We start from the raw sequence: 18,878 nt of genomic DNA on the forward strand, positions 1-18,878 counted from the left end.
TGAGGGCGGGGAGCCACAGGGGCCCCGAGGAATGAGGTAGTGCATATGGTTGATGATCTCTTCCAGGCGGCGGATCCCCCCGAGGAGCACACCCTCCCTCTTGCGGTCAGGATGCGGCCCAGAAGCCTGGACGAGGTGGTCGGCCAGGACAAGGTCACGGCTCCTGGAACCCCCTTGGAACGGCTGGCCCGCTCGGATCCGAACAACCGTCTGACCGCTCCCAGTTCGGTCATTCTTTTCGGTCCTCCCGGGGTGGGCAAGACCACCCTGGCCTATATTGTGGCCCGACAGTCCGGGCGGCATTTCGAGGAGCTTTCGGCCGTCACCTCGGGGGTCAAGGAGGTGCGGCAGGTCCTAGCCCAGGCCCGGGAGCGGCTGGTCAGCCAGGGGCGGGAGACGGTCCTCTTTATCGATGAGGTCCACCGCTTCTCCAAGTCGCAGCAGGATGCCCTGTTGCCCAGCGTGGAGAACCGGGATGTGACGTTTATCGCAGCCACCACGGAGAATCCCAGCTTTTCGGTCATCTCGCCCCTGCTTTCGCGCTCGGTGGTGGTCAAGCTGGAGGCCCTGGACGACCAGGACCTGGCCAAGCTGGTCCGCAGGGCCGTCAAGGACCAGCGTGGGCTCAAGGACCAGGTGCGGCTGGCTCCAGAGGCCCTGGACCAAATTGTGCGCTTTGCCGGAGGTGACGCCCGTCGGGCCCTGACCATTCTGGAGGCTGCGGCCGGGGCGGTCACCGAGGACGGGTCTCGCGCCAAGGGTGCGCGTCGCCCGCTGATCAACGCCAAGGTGGTCTCCTCGGTCATGGACGTGGCCACCGTCCGCTATGACAAGAAGGGCGACGATCACTACGATGTGGCATCGGCCTTCATCAAATCCATGCGGGGGTCCGACGTGGATGCGGCCCTGCACTACCTGGCTCGGATGATCCGGGCCGGCGAGGATCCGCGCTTCATCGCCCGACGCATCATGATCGCCTCCGCCGAGGAGGTGGGCATGGCCTCTCCTGAAGTGCTGGAGATCACGGTCGCGGCTGCCCAGGCCGTGGCCATGGTGGGCATGCCTGAGGCCCGTCTGATTCTGGCCGAGGCGGTCATCGCCGTGGCCACCGCACCCAAGTCCAACGCGTCTTACCTGGCCATCAACCAGGCACTGGAGGACGTGGACGCCGGGCATATCGGTCAGGTTCCCCTGCATCTGCGCAACGCTCCCACCAAGCTGATGAAGGCCTGGGGCAACCACGAGGGCTATCAGTATGCCCACGATGCGCCGGATGCAGTGGCACCCCAGCAGTACATGCCGGACGAACTGGTCGGACGGCGCTACTATCACCCCAATGATCGGGGCTATGAGCGTCAGCTGGGCCCACGTCTGGAGGCGATCAGGGCCATCCTGGACAGGGCCGTCGGGCCGGAGGGAAACGCCGGGTCTGGGCAATGACCGTCCGGACTCCTATACTGGTCACCCAATAGACGTTGAGTAGCCACACAATGACCGAAACGCCGCAGGGTCCAGGCCTTCCATATTGACGGTCGCCATGCTCCCAGAAGGAGCCTGTCGCCGTCGGCAGGTCTGGCATGGACGCATGGGGCATGCCTGCCTCATGCACGGGCGCGAGGGTGACGATGTCGACAGCGGTCATTGACAATGCAGACATATCCGAGCAATCCAAGAATCCCGGCCTTGCCGGGGACGGCCTGGCGGTCCGGGAGATTACCCGGCGAGTAGACAATGCTCGTGAATCGGCTACTTTTTACAAGATCGTGGCCCTGGTGGCCGCGGGAATGCTCATGGACAGCATCGATGTCTATGTGGGCAGCGCAGTAGCCAGTTCGGCGCTGAGCACCGGGTGGTCCACGGTCGCCCAGAATTCCCTCTTCCTGTCGGCGGGTTTTCTGGGGCTTCTGGTCGGCTCGCTGCTGGCCGGGTTCGTCGGGGACCTGCGGGGGCGCAAGACCGCCTATCAGATCAATCTGCTGCTCTTCGGAGGCTTTACCCTGCTGGGCGCTCTGGCTCCCAACATGGCCGTCCTTTCGGCCTGCCGTCTGGGGGCTGGTCTGGGCCTTGGGGCCGAAATAGTCACCGGATTCTCCATGGTCAACGAATTCGCTCCCATCCGGCATCGCGGCCGCTGGAGCGCCATCGTCTCGCTGGTGGCCAACACCGGAGTGCCTCTGGCCATGCTCCTGTGTGCTTGGATCATTCCGCGCTGGTCCTGGCGGCCGCTCTTCGTGGGCATTGGTCTAGCGGCGGCGCTGATTTGGTACTTGCGGCGTGACATCCCTGAGTCCCCTCGTTGGCTGGCCCTGCACGGGCGGATGGACGAGGCCGTCCGGGTGGTCCAGCTTTTGGAGGCCGATAATGGTCAGAGAAAGTCTGACTCTGACTCTGTCAGTGGTTCCGCCCTCGCTGGGAAGAATGAGGGGGTTGAGACAGCTGCCAAGGCGTCGGGTGGCGTTGTTCGCGGCCTGATTGTGGCCACTGTGGCTGTCTCGGCCACCAACGTTTGCTCCTATGCCTTCACCTCCTGGGTGCCCACCATCCTGCTCAAGCGGGGCATAGATCTGAGCGGATCCCTGTGGATCAGCACGCTGATGATGCTGGGCGCTCCCCTGGGCTGCCTGATCGGATCCCTGCTTCTGGACCGGATCGGCCGCAAGCGGATCATCGTCACGGCCTTCCTGCTGACAGCAGTCTTCGGTCTGCTCTACGCTGCGCAGACCAGCCAGGTCACGGCCATTCTGGTGGGTATCCTGCTTATGGCCAGCCTTTACGTCCTCATGTCTTCGGTTGTGGCCGTCTATGCGCCTGAGCTCTTCCCGACCACGGTCCGTTTCCGCTGCGTGGGCATTGCCAATGCCGTCGCTAAGCTCTGCAACGTTCTCATGCCTGTGCTGATCGGGGCCATGCTCAGCCAGTGGGGGAGCACCTCAATCTTCATCACCATCAGCCTGGTTGCTCTTGCCTCCATGCTGGTTGTGGGCCTGATGGGCTGGGAGACTTCCGGCCGCTCGGTGGGCTGATACAAGCATCTGAAAAGCAAGGGACCTGGCATGAGCCTGGAGCCGTCGAGAGGTGGTGAAAAGTTCGGCCAGTTTCTCTTCTTAGCAAGGCTCCTTTGTCAGCAAAGAGTGATCAGAGCTGATTGGCCAGGAGCCGGTTGTAGACGCAGCGTAGCTCGGTCTGGAAGGTTTCGGGGTCGATATCCGGATTCTGCTTGAACAGGTCGATCCACCAGTTGTTGACTGACCTGATTCTCTTGCGAGCTATGTCTGCGCCCGATCTGGTCAGGGTAATGATATTGACGCGGTGATCTGCAGGGTTCTGTTCACGGCTGACCAGGCCCAGGGCTTTTAAGGCTTTCAGATCCCGGGCCAGCAGACTGGGATCTACGCACAGGTCCCGGGCTATCTGGCGCTGACTGAGGCCTGGATGATCATAGAGGTATACAATCAGGTCACCCTGTGTGCCCCTTAAGGTGGAGTCGCCTGTATATCGGCTGGCATCGTTGCGTGCATGCCGGTAGATTCCGGCTATGCAGCTGCTCAAGTTGTGGTAGTGGCTCTTCTTTAACATCTCTGCTGCCCCCTAGCTGGTAAGGAAGATCGGAGAATTCTGCGGGCATGGTTAACCCGATAACCGCAGGGACCCCTTCGGCGCCGTTCCCCTTCCAGGCCTATTTCCGGCAACTCCCTAGCCTCGGCCCAGCACGGACGACGCATTTTTCATCATATCAATACCGTCGACACCATGAGGATGGTCCACAATCGGAACAGGGGCCAGGCGCATCATGATTCCTCAGGCTCTGCTCCTACTCGATGTCTATGTCACTCGATCATCCAGAAATTTTCTGTCTACATCAGGCTTTTGGGTTAAAAGGGATTGCCTCTTTGCTCGGCCGAAGTCGGGGACTATCACCGTCATTGCTCCACGGTATGCTAAGATGTTCCCTTTTCGTAACGGGATCTGGAAAGGATTGGCATGCGGGTACTGGACTTCGACGGCACCATCTATGATGGCGAAAGTCTGCTTGACTTCTACTTGTTCACTGCCCGCAAGGATCCGCGGATGCTGCACTACCTGCCGGTTGCCCTATTCTATGCCGTTCGCTACCGCTTGGGCCGGGTCACCCTAGAGCAGCTGGATTCGGCCATGCGTCGGGTAGGTTCGCGCTATCTTCGTCGGCTGACCTCGCGTCCCGGCTTTGACATGGACCGACTGGTCAGCCAGTTCTGGGATGTCAACATGCATAAGATCATGGATTGGTACACCCCTCAGGCCGACGACGTGGTGGTGACCGCATCCTTCGATCTAGTGGCGGGGGAGGCTTGCCACCGACTAGGCATCACCCGTTGTATCGGCTCCACCCTGGATATGGAATCCCTGACCGTGGGCTACCTTAACTTTGGACCTGACAAGCCCCTGCACTTTCAGCGGATCCTCGGCCAGGAGACAGCCATTGATGCCTTCTACACCGATTCGGCCTTCGATCTGCCCATGATTGATCTTGCCCGGCGGGCTTATCTGGTCGAGCATGGCAATGTCCGCCGCATCAAATAAGCCAACCCTTCAAATAAGCCAACCCTTCTTATTCCTGTCATCATTCGTCGGCGGGTTCGGCACGGAGTAACCCTGCTATCGTTCTGCTTAGAAGCAAGTGAGCATAATGGCATGCTGAGAACGAGGGAGGGCTTCTTGTGAAAGAGCCGGCCACGATACTGATTGTCGACGATGACAGGGATCTGGGCGAGATGTTGTCGATAGTGCTGCAGACGAAGTCCTATAGGCCAGTGACCTGCACGGATGGATCCAGAGCGGTGGAGATATTCCCTACGGTGGAACCTGATCTGGTGCTGTTGGACATCATGTTGCCTGGCATGGATGGGATTGGCATCGCTCGCTGGATCAGGTCCAGATCTAATGTCCCCATCATCATGCTGACGGCCAAATCCGATACCAAGAATATTGTCGAGGGTCTGGAAGCCGGAGCAGATGACTATGTGGTCAAGCCCTTCAGTACTGATGAACTCCTGGCCAGGATCCATGCACGTCTGCGCCCGGTCTCGGTCCGCACTGATCAGGAAGGGCAGGAATCATTGGCCGTCATCCATGGCCTGATAGAGATCAATCGGCAGGAGCACACTGCAGTCAAGCGGGGCAGGCAGCTTTCTCTGACCCCTACGGAGTTTGAGCTGCTCTACGTGCTGGCCTCGCATCCCGGTGAGGTGCTCAGTCGGGGAGAGCTGCTGCGAAAGGTCTGGGATTACCAGGATATGGGCGATACCCGTCTGGTCAACGTCCACGTGCAGCGTCTCAGGCAGAAGATCGAAGACGATCCCGAAAATCCCAGAATCATCGAGACGGTTCGGGGAATCGGTTATAAGTATGCGGCTGAGCAGCCAGGATCATGAGCAGTCACACGAGGCACAGGGGTGTGTCTGCAGTCGGTATGTTCCTGCGTAGGTTCTACAGGGCAGTCAAGAGCTCCCTGCAGATACGAATGGTCCTTATGGCAACGGTTTCGGCACTCCTGATCGGCATCGTCTTTATGACAGCCTCCCTGTACTCGGTCAGAGCTTCCCTTTTGAACCAGGTCCTGCGGCAGGCACAGGCCGATTTTGCTGCAGAGCTGACCAGGGCTCAGGGGGGTCTTGACTCCGCAGATATCACCGGCGATGAGGGCAGCTATCAGAAACTGGTGGTTAATATGGCGGCCAACGTCCAGAACGAGGGGGCGCCCAACATGGTCGGGGTCTTCATCTGGCCGGATGATTCCACGGCCCGCAGGTTCGTCCCTGTTTCAACGGCCCCGGGGGACAGCGATCTGATCAGCCCAGAAATCAGGAATGCTGTCGTCTCCAATGGCAGCCACTCCTACTCGCAGATGATCAATACTGCCGACAAGGGGCAGTACCCAATCCCAGGCATCGTCATGGGGTCCATGCTGAGGCCGGCCACCACAGGCGGAATCGAGTTCTACGCCATCTACTCCTTCGCAGACCAACAGCGGTCCGTCCTCTCCGTGCAGATGGCCCTTCTTGCGGTCAGCGTGGTAACCAGCGTCATGATGGGGATCATCGTGTTCCTGGCCTTGCATTCCGTCATCCGCCCGGTGACCAAGGTGGCAGGGGCCGCCAAAGGGTTGGCTCAGGGGGAGTCGGACATCCGTGTCACCGAGGACCGTACCGATGAGCTGGGCATCTTGCAGCGTTCCTTCAACGTCATGGCCGATTCCATCAATGAGAAAATCGGCCAGCTAGAGGAAGCCGAGGCCTACCAGCGCAGATTCGTATCAGACGTCAGCCATGAGTTGCGGACGCCGGTCACCACCATCCGCATGGCCACAGACCTGCTTTTCAAGAGTCGGAACGATTTGGATCCCAGCAAGCGCAGGACCGTGGAATTGCTGGACAAGCAGGTGTCGCGCTTCGCCAGCATGCTTGAGGATCTTCTCGAAATTTCCCGATACGAGGCTGGCCAGACCTCCCTGAATCCAGACCTGTGCGACGCCTGTGACTTGGTGCGCAATGTCGTCCAGCAGGTCGCCCAGATAGCCCGTACGAGGGGGGTTTCTGTCAATGCGCTCCTTCCCGATCACAAGATAATGATGACCGTCGATGCCAGCCGCTGCTCTTCAATTCTGCGCAACCTGGTCAACAATGCCATCGATTTCGCCGATGACAATCCCGTGCAGCTGCGGCTGGCTGCATCGGAGCACACTGTGGTGTTCAGTGTGCGTGACTGGGGAACCGGCATTGCACCCGAAGACCTGACTCATATATTCGAACGGTTTTGGCGGGCCGATCCTTCACGGTCTCGGTTGACGGGCGGTACGGGTCTGGGGCTGTCTATAGCCTTGGACAACACCAACCTCATGCATGGCCTGCTGGAGGTGCGCTCGCAGGTCGGGCAAGGCACTTGGTTTCTGCTGACCCTGCCCCGGAATGTCTCCGAGCAGCTGGACAAGGGGAGCGTTCCGGTCCGGTTTCAGCTTGGCCAAGGTCTGGATGTGGAAGGCTCTTTTGAAGAGGCTGCATCGTGAGTATTTTCAGACAGTTCCGCTGGGCTAGTACCCCTCATCCTGTGCGGGTGCTCGGTCTGTGTGTCGCTATGGTGGCTGCACTGATCGCCGGAGGATGCGCCAATCCATTCGGGCTACCTACCTCCGGATCAGTCCGTCAACTCAGTCCCATCGAGAATCAGCCCCATCGCGTCTTCTCCTCCCCGGAGGGCCCTGCGGACGGAGCGGGACCAGAGAGCATCGTCAGAGGCTTCATAGCAGCTCTGCCTACCGGTATTCAAAGCGATGGCTTCGCCGTCGCCAAGTCATATATGACTAAACGGGCCTTTGCGGATTGGGACTTCAATGCATCCGTCTCCATCTACAGAGAATCCCCCGTCTATGACCGTGTGGATGGCGAGGGCAGTGGGAAGACGGCTGCCCTCGACCTGACTACCAAGTGCGTCGGATCACTGGATGCCCATGGGATATTCTCCGCTACCGACCAGGATGCCGGCTCAGTGGACAGGACCGACCGGTTTGAACTGGCTAAAGTTCGCGGCCAATGGCGGATTAGCAAGGCTCCAGCGGTGATAGTGATCTCTTCGGATGACTTCCTGCAGGTCTATCGTCAGGTAGTTATCTATCAGTTCCCCTTTGCCAAGGGTGTGCCTGTCCCTGACAACCGCTGGTTCGGCTGGCGAAACTGGAGAACCCTGGCCCTAAAAGAGCTGTTGAAGGGCCCTCCGGCCTGGCTGGGTGATTCCGTGACAAACTTCAATACTGCCAAGGTCTCCCTGGCAGTGGATGCCGTGCAACAGGTCAAGGGGCGCATGGAGATCAGGGTCAGCACTTCCTTCGCCTCCCTGAGCAATGAGAACAAAGCCATGCTGGTTCATCAAATGAGGATGCTGCTGGGCGATGGCAATGGCGAGTTTGATCTGCGCGTGGTCGATGCGGCAGGGATTGACTACTCCCACGCGGATGATGACCTAACCATGGCTTCAGGGCAAACTTCTAACCGCATCTACAGCCTGGGCAGCAGCGGGGTTGTAGGTTTCAACTCCTCGAACCTGATCAGGGTCGGTCAGCCTCCCGTCTTCCATGAGCCTAGGGGGCTGGTCTTTTCCTCCAATGGTGGTGCGCTGCTGTCCGATCAGGGTCTGGTGACTTGTCTTAAGCCCGATGCCTCATCCTGTGGGAAGCTGTTTGCCGACACACCCATTACTGCCATAGCCGGCAGTTTCACCGATGAGGTTTGGGCTGTCAGACAGAGTGATTCTGCCATTCTGGTCGATACAGGCAAGCCGGGTGCCTTGGAATTCAACCTGCCTTGGCTGCATGGGCGGCGCGTGGTTGCCCTAGCTGTGGCACCTGAGGGGCAGCGTCTATGCCTGGTGCTCGATGACGGCCTGCAGGGTATGAGCACCCTGGTCATGCTTGGAATCGTCCGAGGCGAGAATCAGCGGCCGAAGGGCTTGAGCGACCAGATCCAGGTCATCGCCCGACATCGGGACATCAAGGCCTTGACCTTCTACAACGACAACACCCTGGTCTACAAGGACGGCGATATGGAGGCGGGCGGCCATTCCCAGATCGCTCCCGGGCCGGAGATGGTCCAGCATCTGCCGGCCGGGACCACGGACTTGGCTGCAGGGCAGGTCAATCAGATGCAAAGTCTGATCGCCTTGGACCGTTCGGGCATCGTTCACTGCCTTTCCGGGGCTCTGGAAGGCATGTGGTACATCATTGATTCCCAGGTGGAGACGGTCACCAGCGGCAGATAAAAGCCGTGAACGCGCAGGGTCGGCTGTGGCTGATTCTTCATGTGGCTGAACTGTTATCGATTTGTTATCACTGCGCCTTGAGCTCGGCAAGAGGAAAAACGATACTGAAATCGTGGATGTCATCATCGGTGATCATAATGCTGTGGCCTCGATGCTGACTACTCAAGGAGGAGAACAATGAACAAGGTACTGAAGAAGGTGCTGACCATCGCCACGGCCTCGGCTGCGGTCCTGGCCATGGGAGCCTGCGGGTCCTCCGGATCCAGCTCCAGCAAGGGCGGTGACAAGCAGAAAACCATCGGGTTTGTTGCAGTAGGTCCCGAGGGCGGCTTCCGCACGGCCAACGAGAACGATCTGAAGAAGGCCTTCAAGAACGCCGGATTCAACATGATTTATTCGCCGACTCAGAACAACGATCAGCAGAAGCAGATCCAGGCCTTTAACAAGTTCGTCAATGATGAGGTGGACGCCATCGTCCTGTCCTCCACCGAGGACAGCGGATGGGATGAGTCGCTGAAGAAGGCCAAGGAGGCCGAGATCCCGGTCTTCCTGGTCGACCGCAACGTGCAGACCAAGGACGAAAGCCTGGTCGCCTCCCACATCGGACCTTCCAACGAGTGGGCAGGGCAGCAGGCGGCAGAGTTCGTCAACAAGAACTTCCCCGATGGAGCCAATGGCCTGATCCTGGAGGGGCCTGCCGGCTTGTCGGTGGTCAAGGACCGTCAAAAGGGCTGGGATTCCAAGATTGGTGGCAACATCAAGGTTCTGGAGAGCCAGTCAGCCAACTGGTCCACTGACGAGGCCAAGACCGTCACGGCAGGCCTGCTGGATAAGTACAAGAGCCAGAATGTCCAGTTCATCTTCTCGCAGAACGATGAGATGGGCCTGGGCGCTGCACAGGCTGTTGATGCTGCAGGACTTAAGGGCAAAGTCAAGATCATCACCATCGATGGCACCAAGCCTGCTCTGAAGGCACTAATCGACGGCGATCTGTCACTGGTAATCGAGTACAACCCGCTCTTTGGCGAAACGACCGCCAAGACCGTTAAGGATTACCTGGACGGCAAGAAGGTCAAGAAGAACATCGTCATTGATTCGAAGGTCTTCACCGCCGATGAGGCCAAGAAGGTCATCGATTCCAGAGCGTACTGATATATCGCTGATCGTATAGGACGCAGGACGGCGCACCCGAGAAGGTTGCGGTACGCCGTTTTTCATGGGTGGGAAAGGGCCTTGAGGCTGCGGTACCGCCCTTCGATCAGCATTCAGTTTGGATGAGGCAAGACAATGACAAAAGAAGAACCCTTGGTCTCCATGAAGGGAATCAGCATTGAATTCCCTGGTGTCAAGGCGCTCGACAATGTCGATCTGCGTTTGTTCCCCGGTGAGGTTCATGCACTCATGGGGGAGAATGGCGCAGGCAAATCGACCATGATCAAGGCGCTCACCGGGGTATACAAAATCAATGCGGGAACCATTACCGTCAACGGCCAGAACAGGATTTTCAACGGCACAGCTGATGCGCAGAACGCCGGCATCGCCACGGTCTACCAGGAAGTCAATCTGTGCACCAACCTGAGCGTGGGCGAAAACGTCATGCTTGGGCACGAGGAGAGGGGGCACTTGGGCATCAACTGGCGTAAGACCCATGAGGCAGCCAAAGGCTTTCTGGCCCAGATGGGCCTGACGAATCTGGATCCCCACACTCCGCTCAATGAGATATCCATAGCCATGCAGCAACTGGTGGCCATCGCCAGAGCCATGGTCATCGATGCCAAAGTCCTGATCCTGGACGAGCCGACATCTTCGCTGGATGCCAATGAGGTTCAGGATCTTTTCCAGATCATGCGCAAGGTCAGGGACAGGGGCATCGCCATACTGTTCGTTTCCCACTTCCTGGATCAGGTCTACGAGATTGCCGACAGAATGACCATTCTGCGCAATGGCAAATTCGTCGAGGAGACCATGGTCAAGGACATGCCTCGCGATGTCCTTATTACCAAGATGATCGGCAAGAACGCCGATGAGCTTTCGCTAATCGGGACCAAGTCAAGGAAAGGGACACCCCAGGTGGCAACGGATCGGCCACTGGCCAGCGTTCGTGGTTTCGGAAGAAAGGGCACCATCTTCCCCTTCGACATGGATCTTTACAAAGGGAAGATCATGGGGCTGGCTGGCCTGCTGGGTTCCGGCAGAACCGAAATCGGCCGTCTGCTCTTTGGAGCAGACAAGCCTGACAAGGGGACATACACCTTTGAGGGGAAGAAAATCTCGATCGACAGCCCGGCTACCGCTTTGAAGAACAGAATCGCCTACTCCACAGAGAACAGAAGAGATGAAGGCATCATCGGAGATTTGACAGTCAGGGAGAACATCATTCTGGCCCTTCAAGCCACCCGAGGCATGTTCAGGCCGATTCCCAGGAAGGAAGCCGACCGGATAGTCGACAAGTACATCAAGGAGCTCAATGTTCGTCCTGCTGATCCCGACAGACTGATCAAGAACCTGTCGGGAGGTAACCAGCAGAAGGTTCTTCTGGCCAGGTGGCTGGCCACGAATCCGGAGCTGCTGATCCTGGACGAGCCGACTAGAGGAATCGACATCGGCGCCAAGGCGGAGATTCAGCAGACGGTGCTCGATCTGGCCGCTCAGGGCATGAGTGTGGTCTTCATCTCATCCGAGCTGGATGAGGTTGTCCGTCTCTCTGATCAGATAACCGTTCTCAAGGACCGTCACAAGATCGACCTGATGAATAACGACGATACGGTTTCCCAGCAGACCATCGTGGAAGACATAGCCAACACCTCGGTCTCTGGACAATCTAAAGGAAAGGAGGAAAGATGAGCAAGCCCGCTAAGAAGCAATCGGAGGATGAAGGTCCATCCTTCCTGCGCCGGATATTTGGCAATCAGCTGATTTGGAGCGTGGTCGCCTTCCTCGCTCTGATTCTGGTCTGTACCATGGTCGATCATTCCTTTCTCAGCCTGTCCTACAATCCGCGTACAGGCGGTCTGGCAGGACCTCTGATCACCATGATTCAGGAGTCTGCGCGATATCTGATGATTGCTACCGGCATGACCCTGGTCATCTCGACCTCAGGCATTGACCTCTCGGTCGGCTCAGTCATGGCTGTGGCGGGAGCAGCAGCTATGCAGATGCTGATCAGCGGGGTGAACGTATGGCTGGCCATCCTGATCTCCTTGGCCGTAGGCCTGGTTCTGGGCTGCATCAACGGCGCCCTGGTTTCCATTCTGGGACTCCAGCCTTTCATCACTACGCTGATTATGATGCTGGCAGGCAGAGGACTGGCCAAGGTCATCACCAACGGACAGAATGCCGACGCTTCAGGCGTAGCCGGAAGCGGTCCATTGCGCTGGATGGCTAATGGCTTCATTTTGGGAATCCCAGCCAATTTCGTCATAGCAGTGATCATCGTCTGTCTGGTCGGCCTTCTGATGAGGAAAACGGCCGCCGGCATGATGATTGAGTCGGTGGGCATCAATCAGGAAGCCAGCCGAATGACCGGTATCAAGCCCCGGCGAATCCTCTTCCTGGTCTACGCCATCTCCGGCTTGCTGGCGGCTGTAGCAGGACTCTTCGCCACTGCATCAGTAATGAGGGTCGACGTGGTTAAGACCGGTCAGGACCTTGAGATGTACGCCATTCTGGCTGTGGTCATTGGAGGTACCTCCCTGCTGGGCGGCAAGTTCTCGCTGCTGGGAAGCGCTTTTGGCGCCGTGATTATCGCGATGATTCGCAAGACCATCATTACCCTGGGTATTGATTCAGCCGCTACGCCAGCCTTCTTCGCTGTGGTGGTCATCATCATTTGCGTTATGCAGGCGCCCAAGGTGCACAATGCGGTCGCTGAGTTCAAACGCAGGCGAGCTATGAGGCAGTCTGCAGAGGTGGTGGCATGATGAAAAAGAGTGCAAGTAGACAAGCAGGATTCCGTCTGAGCCCCAGGGCCATTCCTACAGTAGCTGCCGTGGTCATCTTCCTGCTCATGCTGATCATGGGCCAGGTGCTCTTCGGCACCTATATTCGGTTGGGGTTCATGTCCTCCCTGTTCATGGACCATGCCTACTTGGTGATCCTGGCAGTAGCCATGACCTTTCCCATCCTTACAGGCGGCATTGATCTGAGTGTAGGGGCCATAGTAGCCATTACCGGCGTGGTCGGTGTCAAGCTCATGATTGCCGGCGTACCAGCGCCGCTGGTCATCGTCATCATGATCGCCATCGGTGCGGTCTTCGGACTTCTGGCCGGTGTGCTTATTGAAGAGTTCAATATGCAGCCCTTCATCGCCACGCTGTCCACCATGTTCCTGGCCAGGGGCATAGCCTCCATCATCTCGACCGATTCGCTCAATATGCCGGAGAACAACAACTTCAGCTGGATAGGCGGTGAGGGCCTGAAGATCATCGACAATCCGAAGATTTCCAATGACCTTTCGCTGAACTTCGGCGTGGTCATTGCCCTGGTGGTTGTGGCAGTCAGCTATGTCATCCTCCATAAGACGCGGACAGGCCGTACCATCTACGCCATCGGCGGTTCCCGGTCCTCGGCGGAGCTGATGGGCCTTCCGGTCAAGCGGACGCAGTATGTCATCTACCTGACTTCGGCTGTCCTGGCCTCCATTGCCTCCATCGTCTATGTCGCTGGCATCGGTTCAGCCAAGAACACCATGGGCGTCGGCTGGGAACTGGACGCTGTGGCGGCGGTGGTCATCGGCGGCACCTTGATCACCGGAGGTTACGGCTACGTGCTGGGCTCCGTCATAGGTGCGCTAGTCCGTTCGATCATTGACCCTCTGACCTCGGACTTCGGCGTCCCAGCCGAGGCTGTCACCATCGTGGTTGGTCTGATGATTCTGGTCTTCGTCATCCTCCAGCGTTTGGTGACCTTTGTAAGAAAGGAATGAAGCAGAGTTTTTCCGGATGATCTGAATGGGGGCTGATGCCGTGATGATTGCGGCATCAGCCCCCATTCGCACTGCTAATTCATGATTCGAAGGGGTAGACCAGCCCCCACTGGCGACGCAGGGAGTCCATGAGTTCCATGATTCGCAGGGTGTCCTTGTGAGGCATCTGGTTGCACTCAGTCTTGCCGTCAAGGATGGCCTGTGCGGCGCTGGCCACCTCGTACTCGTAGCCGGTCAGCTGTTCGGGAATGGGGTAGCTCTTCCTCAATTTGTGGTCCCCGTCGTACAGGTCGATGGACTCCACGTTGTTGATATTGGCGCACTGCAGGTAACCCCGGTCTCCCCAGATGCTGCCGGTCCGGTCGCTGTCCGAGACCATGGAGCTGGTCGCCGCGCCCATGGATCCGTCCTTGTAGAAAATGGTCGTGGAGTTCTGGCTGTCCACGCCCTCCGGACTACGGACCCAATCTGTGCAGACCCGTTCAATGGGCTTGGGTCCCATGACCATGTCGATGAAGTTGAGAGGGTAGACGCCCACGTCGAGCAGAGCGCCGCCGGCCAGGGCCGGATCGGTCATTCTGGCCTTGCCTACGGTCACGTAACCTAGATTGGCGGTGGCGGTCCTGACTGTGCCGATTTCTCCCGAGGAAATGATGTCGTCGATGATGGAGCGCGAGGGCATATACCTGGTCCAGATGGCCTCGGTACAGAGCAGGCCGGTGCTCTCGGATGTCTCCATGACCCGCCTGGCCTGATCGGCGTTAGCGGTGAAGGACTTCTCGACCAGCACGTTCTTTCCGGCCTTCATGCAGGCGATGGCCTGCTCGGCGTGGAGGCTATGAGGCGTGGCGATGTAGACCAGATCCACTTGGGGATCATCCAGGAGCTCCTGGTAGGAGCCATAGGAATGCTGGAATCCATATTTTTTGGCGAAGGCGGCTGCACGATCCCCATCCCTGGAGGCCACAGCATAGGGGGCCACCAGGTGGCTATACCGTTGATCCCCAGCCATCATCACCACCGTCTTGGCCAGGGCGTTGGCTATCCTTCCGGCACCGAGAATGGCGAAGTTGACCCGCATGCCCTTCTGCTCAGCCTCTTGCCGCTTGCCGTTCAATCTGCTCATCCTTGACTCCTTCGTTTGGATCGCCATCTGCTGTGATGGCCTCATACAATTTCTGCAGGGTTTCCTCAGTATGGTGGGCATCCAGCTGGCACTCCCAGACAGTGAAGACCCGCCATTCCATGGCTTTCAGCTTTTTGCGTTGCTCCTGATCCCGTAGACGGTTCCTCGTCAGCTTTGTGGTCCAGAACTCCACATTGGATTTGGGAAGGGAGAATTTGGCACACCCCTCATGCATATGCCAGAAACAGCCATTGACGAATACCATGGCTCGCCACTTGGGCAGAACCACATCAGGATGGCCCGGGTACCTCTTGTCGTTCTTGCGAAACCGCAGACCACGCGAGAAGAGGTAGGACCGGACCTGGCGCTCTATTGATGTTTCCGTGCTCCTGATTCGGGACATGGTGTAGCTGCGTGTGCCGGGCTGGAATCTGCTGGATGTCTTTTTCGAAACCATCCCCGGCCCGGCTCAGAGGACTTCGACGCTGTTGATGAAGACCGGCTCCAGGGGACGGTCGCCCGAGTCGGTGGCCACGGCATCCAGCTTGTCGACCACCTTCCGGGAATCCTCGTCGGCAACCTGGCCGAAGATGGTGTGGTGCCCGTTCAACCAAGGGGTTGGCACGGTGGTGATGAAGAACTGTGATCCGTTGGTGCCGTGGGTCTTCCCGGTGGCGGGGTCCCGGCGCAGCCCCGCATTGGCCATGGCCAGCTTGTAGGGTTCCTCAAAGGTCAGGGCGGGATCGATCTCATCATCGAACTCGTAACCGGGACCGCCTGTGCCGGTACCCAGCGGGCAGCCGCCCTGGATCATGAAGTCCTTGATGATCCGGTGGAAGGTCAGCCCGTCATAGAAGGGATCCTGACGCTTCTGGCCCGTCTCGGGGTCGGTCCAGTCCTTGCGGCCGGCGGCCAGATCCAGGAAGTTGGCTACGGTTTCAGGGGCCTGATCGTCAAAGAGGTCCAGGCGGATGTCGCCTTCTGAGGTATGCATGATGACTGTGCTCATGTCCTTAATCCTTTCATAAGACGGCGACGCGAACCGAGGACCCGAAGGGCATCAGGGCCAGGCGGGCCATCTTGAAGGCCTGCAGGCCGAATGGTATGCCCACCACGGTCAGCATGGTGACCAGACCGGCCACCAGATAGGCCAGAGCCAGCCACCAGCCGCCAAGGATGATCCAGAGCAGGTTGGCCAGCCAGGATCCCAGCCCGCCTCCATAGATGACCTGCCTGCCGAAGGGGGTCAGGGTGAGTCTGGCCATCTTGAAGGCCTGGAGACCCAGGGGGATGCCCACCACGGTCAGGCAGAGCACGATGCCCACCAGTGTCCAGGCCAGTGCGATGGCCAGTCCTCCCAGCAGCAGCCAGCAGATGTTGCCGATCAGGCGCATGTAGTTCCTTCCGTCAGGGTGGCGGTGACGGCCTTAGCACAGTCGGTCACTTTCTCGATGATTGTGGTCAGTCGTTTCTGCCGCTGTTCGGGGGCGAGTTCCTGGTCCAGGGCATCAATCAATCGCATACCGGATTGGACAATGCCTCGCGTCACTTCCACGCCCATGGCCGGATCCGCTGGTCGCAGGGCTGTCCAAGCCTGGATCAGCGGCTGGTTGACCTGCCGGTGGAAGTCCAGCAGAGCCTGGACCTGCCGGTCTGTGGACCGATCGCTCCTTGGGGCGCTCTCATGTGGATTCGAGGTGCTCCCGTAGATCAGGGCCTGACGTAGCTGTTCGTCGTGCTGCTCGGCGTAGAGGTTCATCAGCCAACCGTGTCCGTGCAGTCCGGCCTGCTCCAGATTGGTGCGGGTCCAAATCTCGACTGTTCGGCGCGGGTCTTCTGCCTTGCCTAGGGCTTGGTCCAGGGCACGACCCCAGTCAGGCAGGTGCCGCTCCATGACCATGTCGCAGAGCTGATCGGCGTCTCGGGCGTAGCGGTAGAGGGAATTCCGTGCCAGATTGGCTCGTCGGGCCACCTCGGCCATGGTCAGCTGGTCGCGTCCGCCGGTGCGCAGGATGGCCTCGGCGGCGGCGATGATCCGGTCCAGGGTTTTGGCTCGGTGCTCCTGGAGCGTGGATTCGCGAATCCTGGGCATGGTCCTCCTTGGTCTGGCCAGCCGGGTGCTGCGATTGTGAATCGGGTTCGGCCGGTCTTGGGACATATGATATGGCCTATTTGCAACAGAGCCAAGCTGCCAAAGCCTCTTTAGCCTGCGGCTTGTCCGCGCTGAGTGAACTTGCCAGGCTGGTTTTAGCGACGTATAGTCGCAAAAAATCGCAGACCATGGTGAGGGGAGATCTGATGACCGGATCGGCAAGCATAGACGTGAAGAAGGGCAGTCAGAAAGGCAGCCAGGAGTCTCAGGAGGCGGCACCGCCCTGGCGTGCTCTCTGGGTGCTGGCCCTGGGTCTGGCCATGATTGTGCTGGATTCGTCCATCGTCAACGTCTCCATTCCTTCCATCATCGCTGCCATCCACATCAACCTGGCTCAAGCCCAGTGGGTGACCGCTCTCTACAGCATCGTCCTGGCGGCCCTGCTCCTGCCTTCCGGTCGGTTGGGGGACATGATCGGGCGCAAGCGGATTCTGCAGGTGGGCACGGTCATCTTCGTGCTGGGATCCGTCTTCGCCGCATCGGCATCCTCCGGTACATTGCTGCTTCTGGCGCGACTTGTTCAGGGAATCGGCGGCGCCCTGGTCATGCCATCCACCCTGTCCACCGTGTCCGCAACCTTCCGGGGTCGTCATCGGGCTACTGCATTCGGCATCTGGGGGGCCGTCATGTCCTCCGCTGCGGCGGTCGGCCCCTTCCTGGGCGGGGTCTTCACCAGCACCATCGGATGGCGGTGGATCTTCCTGGTCAATCTGCCCTTGGGGCTGATTGTTCTTGTGGCCAGTGCAGTTTTTGTGCCCGAAACCAAGTCAGCGCCCGGGCAGACTGACAACCGCTGGGGGATGCTTGCCGACTGGAAGGGCATACTTCTTTCGGCCCTGGGATCGGCCCTGGTGGTCTTTGCGCTGATCGAGGGGCAGACCTACGGCTGGTGGCGCCCCCGTGCTGCACTTGAACTGGGCCCCTTGCACTGGTCTGCATCGGCACCCCTGTCGCCGGTTCCGGTCAGTCTGATCCTTGGATTGGCCCTGCTGGCCGCCTTCGCGCTGATCGAGCTGGCCAGGGCGCGCAGGGGCAAGATGGTCATCCTGGACGTGTCCATGTTCGCCATTGACACCTTCGGCTGGGGCAATCTCACGGCCGCCATTGTCAACGCTGGTCAGTTCGCGGTCATGTTCATCCTGCCTCTCTACCTGATCAACGCCAGGGGCCTGAGCCCCCTGGGGGCCGGATCCATCCTGGGTGTCATGGCCCTGGGGTCAGTTGTTTCGGGCGGTCTGGCCCGGGTGGCCTCAGCCCGTCTGGGAGCCGGCGGCACGGTGCAGACGGGCTTGCTGATGGAGATTGTCGGCGTGGCCCTGTCCATTCTGCTCATGCGTGGGTCGGTACCGGTCTGGCCCATGACCCTGACTCTGATCATTTACGGTGCCGGTCTGGGCTTTGCCTCGGCACAGCTGACCAGCCTGGTGCTCTCCGGTGTTCCGGTGGCCCAATCCGGCCAGGCTTCGGCCACCCAATCCACCATCCGCCAGTGGGGGACCGCCTTGGGCGCTGCAGTCTCAGGTTCTGCCCTCTCCCTGGCTCTGAGTCTGGTGCTGCCAAGGCATCTGACAGCACTCAAGGGGATTTCGGCACAGATAGCCGATGGCCTGGTCAGATCTGTCCAGTCTTCAGCCGGAAACGCCATTGTCGGCATGCGGGCCCAGGGCACCCGGGGCCGACTGGGAGTCCTGGGACCTCAGGTGACCAACGCCCTGACCGAGGGGTTTACTCAAGGTGCCCAGTGGGCCATGGGCTTTGCAGTCCTGCTGCTTTTCCTGGGATTGGTCGCCTCGGTACTGGTGCGTCGGGCCGCCCGTAAGGCTGGTGCCGATAAGGTCTGAGGCGTCCGCAATCCCGACTTCTCTGTATCGCTCCCTATTCGGGACTGT

Annotated in this window: 17 protein-coding genes; 11 read left to right on the forward strand and 6 right to left on the reverse strand. The window is 59.1% G+C overall.

Annotated features, from left to right (window positions below; genetic code table 11):
- Positions 1–45: 45 nt before the first annotated feature.
- Together ACUIAI_RS02590 and ACUIAI_RS02595 are read left to right on the forward strand one after the other, a co-directional pair.
- Positions 46–1,440, forward strand: a complete 1,395-nt coding sequence (locus ACUIAI_RS02590; RefSeq protein WP_445342545.1) for a replication-associated recombination protein A — start codon at positions 46–48, stop codon at positions 1,438–1,440.
- A gap of 185 nt (positions 1,441–1,625) precedes the next feature.
- Positions 1,626–3,023 carry an MFS transporter gene (locus ACUIAI_RS02595; protein WP_445342546.1) on the forward strand — a complete coding sequence of 466 codons (1,398 nt, stop codon included), beginning with the start codon at positions 1,626–1,628 and terminating at the stop codon, positions 3,021–3,023.
- A 112-nt stretch (positions 3,024–3,135) separates the two neighbouring features.
- Here ACUIAI_RS02595 and ACUIAI_RS02600 read toward each other — a convergent pair whose 3' ends face one another.
- Positions 3,136–3,576, reverse strand: a complete 441-nt coding sequence (locus ACUIAI_RS02600; RefSeq protein WP_110412709.1) for a MarR family winged helix-turn-helix transcriptional regulator — start codon at positions 3,574–3,576, stop codon at positions 3,136–3,138.
- Positions 3,577–3,981: 405 nt separating this feature from the next.
- On the opposite strand from ACUIAI_RS02600, the gene ACUIAI_RS02605 reads away from it, so the two are divergent.
- From ACUIAI_RS02605 to ACUIAI_RS02640, 8 genes are all read left to right on the forward strand, one after another.
- The gene (locus ACUIAI_RS02605) at positions 3,982–4,560 is read left to right on the forward strand and encodes a haloacid dehalogenase-like hydrolase (protein ID WP_445342547.1); all 579 of its coding nucleotides are present in this window, start codon (positions 3,982–3,984) and stop codon (positions 4,558–4,560) included.
- Positions 4,561–4,697: 137 nt separating this feature from the next.
- Positions 4,698–5,411 (forward strand): MtrAB system response regulator MtrA, encoded by a 714-nt coding sequence (gene mtrA, locus ACUIAI_RS02610; protein WP_445342548.1) that lies wholly within the window; start codon positions 4,698–4,700, stop codon positions 5,409–5,411.
- Entirely contained in the window at positions 5,408–7,042 is a 1,635-nt protein-coding gene (mtrB, locus tag ACUIAI_RS02615; protein WP_445342549.1) for an MtrAB system histidine kinase MtrB, read from the forward strand. Before mtrA ends, mtrB begins: the two co-directional genes overlap by 4 nt.
- Positions 7,039–8,787 carry an LpqB family beta-propeller domain-containing protein gene (locus ACUIAI_RS02620; protein WP_445342550.1) on the forward strand — a complete coding sequence of 583 codons (1,749 nt, stop codon included), beginning with the start codon at positions 7,039–7,041 and terminating at the stop codon, positions 8,785–8,787. Before mtrB ends, ACUIAI_RS02620 begins: the two co-directional genes overlap by 4 nt.
- A 177-nt stretch (positions 8,788–8,964) precedes the next feature.
- Positions 8,965–9,939, forward strand: a complete 975-nt coding sequence (locus ACUIAI_RS02625; protein WP_445342551.1) for an ABC transporter substrate-binding protein — start codon at positions 8,965–8,967, stop codon at positions 9,937–9,939.
- Between the two features lie 135 nt (positions 9,940–10,074).
- Positions 10,075–11,631 carry a sugar ABC transporter ATP-binding protein gene (locus ACUIAI_RS02630; RefSeq protein ID WP_445342552.1) on the forward strand — a complete coding sequence of 519 codons (1,557 nt, stop codon included), beginning with the start codon at positions 10,075–10,077 and terminating at the stop codon, positions 11,629–11,631.
- Positions 11,628–12,707, forward strand: coding sequence for an ABC transporter permease (locus ACUIAI_RS02635; protein WP_445342553.1), 1,080 nt, complete (start codon positions 11,628–11,630; stop codon positions 12,705–12,707). Before ACUIAI_RS02630 ends, ACUIAI_RS02635 begins: the two co-directional genes overlap by 4 nt.
- A complete protein-coding gene (locus ACUIAI_RS02640; protein ID WP_445342554.1) occupies positions 12,704–13,711 on the forward strand; it encodes an ABC transporter permease in 1,008 nt (335 codons plus the stop codon). The genes ACUIAI_RS02635 and ACUIAI_RS02640 overlap by 4 nt, the downstream gene beginning before the upstream one ends.
- A 79-nt stretch (positions 13,712–13,790) precedes the next feature.
- On the opposite strand, the gene ACUIAI_RS02645 is transcribed toward ACUIAI_RS02640, so the two are convergent.
- Genes ACUIAI_RS02645 through ACUIAI_RS02665 form a run of 5 tightly spaced genes read right to left on the reverse strand, consistent with a single transcriptional unit; the run spans position 13,791 to position 16,929 of the window.
- Positions 13,791–14,837: a Gfo/Idh/MocA family protein gene (locus tag ACUIAI_RS02645; RefSeq protein ID WP_445342555.1), complete on the reverse strand. Its 1,047-nt coding sequence runs from the start codon at positions 14,835–14,837 to the stop codon at positions 13,791–13,793.
- Positions 14,803–15,294, reverse strand: coding sequence for a very short patch repair endonuclease (locus ACUIAI_RS02650; RefSeq protein WP_445342556.1), 492 nt, complete (start codon positions 15,292–15,294; stop codon positions 14,803–14,805). Before ACUIAI_RS02650 ends, ACUIAI_RS02645 begins: the two co-directional genes overlap by 35 nt.
- A gap of 12 nt (positions 15,295–15,306) precedes the next feature.
- A complete protein-coding gene (locus ACUIAI_RS02655; RefSeq protein WP_445342557.1) occupies positions 15,307–15,846 on the reverse strand; it encodes a peptidylprolyl isomerase in 540 nt (179 codons plus the stop codon).
- A 13-nt stretch (positions 15,847–15,859) separates the two neighbouring features.
- Positions 15,860–16,231: a YccF domain-containing protein gene (locus ACUIAI_RS02660; protein ID WP_110412714.1), complete on the reverse strand. Its 372-nt coding sequence runs from the start codon at positions 16,229–16,231 to the stop codon at positions 15,860–15,862.
- Positions 16,222–16,929 (reverse strand): TetR/AcrR family transcriptional regulator, encoded by a 708-nt coding sequence (locus ACUIAI_RS02665; RefSeq protein WP_445342558.1) that lies wholly within the window; start codon positions 16,927–16,929, stop codon positions 16,222–16,224. The genes ACUIAI_RS02660 and ACUIAI_RS02665 overlap by 10 nt, the downstream gene beginning before the upstream one ends.
- 206 nt (positions 16,930–17,135) lie before the next feature.
- Here ACUIAI_RS02665 and ACUIAI_RS02670 point away from each other — a divergent pair, with 206 nt between their 5' ends.
- Positions 17,136–18,830, forward strand: a complete 1,695-nt coding sequence (locus ACUIAI_RS02670; protein WP_445342559.1) for an MFS transporter — start codon at positions 17,136–17,138, stop codon at positions 18,828–18,830.
- Positions 18,831–18,878: the final 48 nt, after the last annotated feature.

The sequence above is a fragment of the Bifidobacterium sp. ESL0827 genome (assembly GCF_052606685.1).

What these genes read in the sequence shown, in the direction of transcription:
- ACUIAI_RS02635 (WP_445342553.1), top strand. Translation starts at nt 11,628, where the DNA reads ATGAGCAAGCCCGCTAAGAAGCAATCGGAGGATGAAGGTCCATCCTTC.
- ACUIAI_RS02650 (WP_445342556.1), bottom strand. Translation starts at nt 15,294, where the DNA reads ATGGTTTCGAAAAAGACATCCAGCAGATTCCAGCCCGGCACACGCAGC.
- ACUIAI_RS02590 (WP_445342545.1), top strand. Translation starts at nt 46, where the DNA reads ATGGTTGATGATCTCTTCCAGGCGGCGGATCCCCCCGAGGAGCACACC.
- ACUIAI_RS02625 (WP_445342551.1), top strand. Translation starts at nt 8,965, where the DNA reads ATGAACAAGGTACTGAAGAAGGTGCTGACCATCGCCACGGCCTCGGCT.
- ACUIAI_RS02630 (WP_445342552.1), top strand. Translation starts at nt 10,075, where the DNA reads ATGACAAAAGAAGAACCCTTGGTCTCCATGAAGGGAATCAGCATTGAA.
- ACUIAI_RS02600 (WP_110412709.1), bottom strand. Translation starts at nt 3,576, where the DNA reads ATGTTAAAGAAGAGCCACTACCACAACTTGAGCAGCTGCATAGCCGGA.
- ACUIAI_RS02605 (WP_445342547.1), top strand. Translation starts at nt 3,982, where the DNA reads ATGCGGGTACTGGACTTCGACGGCACCATCTATGATGGCGAAAGTCTG.
- mtrB (WP_445342549.1), top strand. Translation starts at nt 5,408, where the DNA reads ATGAGCAGTCACACGAGGCACAGGGGTGTGTCTGCAGTCGGTATGTTC.
- ACUIAI_RS02640 (WP_445342554.1), top strand. Translation starts at nt 12,704, where the DNA reads ATGATGAAAAAGAGTGCAAGTAGACAAGCAGGATTCCGTCTGAGCCCC.
- ACUIAI_RS02670 (WP_445342559.1), top strand. Translation starts at nt 17,136, where the DNA reads ATGACCGGATCGGCAAGCATAGACGTGAAGAAGGGCAGTCAGAAAGGC.
- ACUIAI_RS02645 (WP_445342555.1), bottom strand. Translation starts at nt 14,837, where the DNA reads ATGAGCAGATTGAACGGCAAGCGGCAAGAGGCTGAGCAGAAGGGCATG.
- ACUIAI_RS02660 (WP_110412714.1), bottom strand. Translation starts at nt 16,231, where the DNA reads ATGCGCCTGATCGGCAACATCTGCTGGCTGCTGCTGGGAGGACTGGCC.
- ACUIAI_RS02665 (WP_445342558.1), bottom strand. Translation starts at nt 16,929, where the DNA reads ATGCCCAGGATTCGCGAATCCACGCTCCAGGAGCACCGAGCCAAAACC.
- ACUIAI_RS02595 (WP_445342546.1), top strand. Translation starts at nt 1,626, where the DNA reads ATGTCGACAGCGGTCATTGACAATGCAGACATATCCGAGCAATCCAAG.
- ACUIAI_RS02655 (WP_445342557.1), bottom strand. Translation starts at nt 15,846, where the DNA reads ATGAGCACAGTCATCATGCATACCTCAGAAGGCGACATCCGCCTGGAC.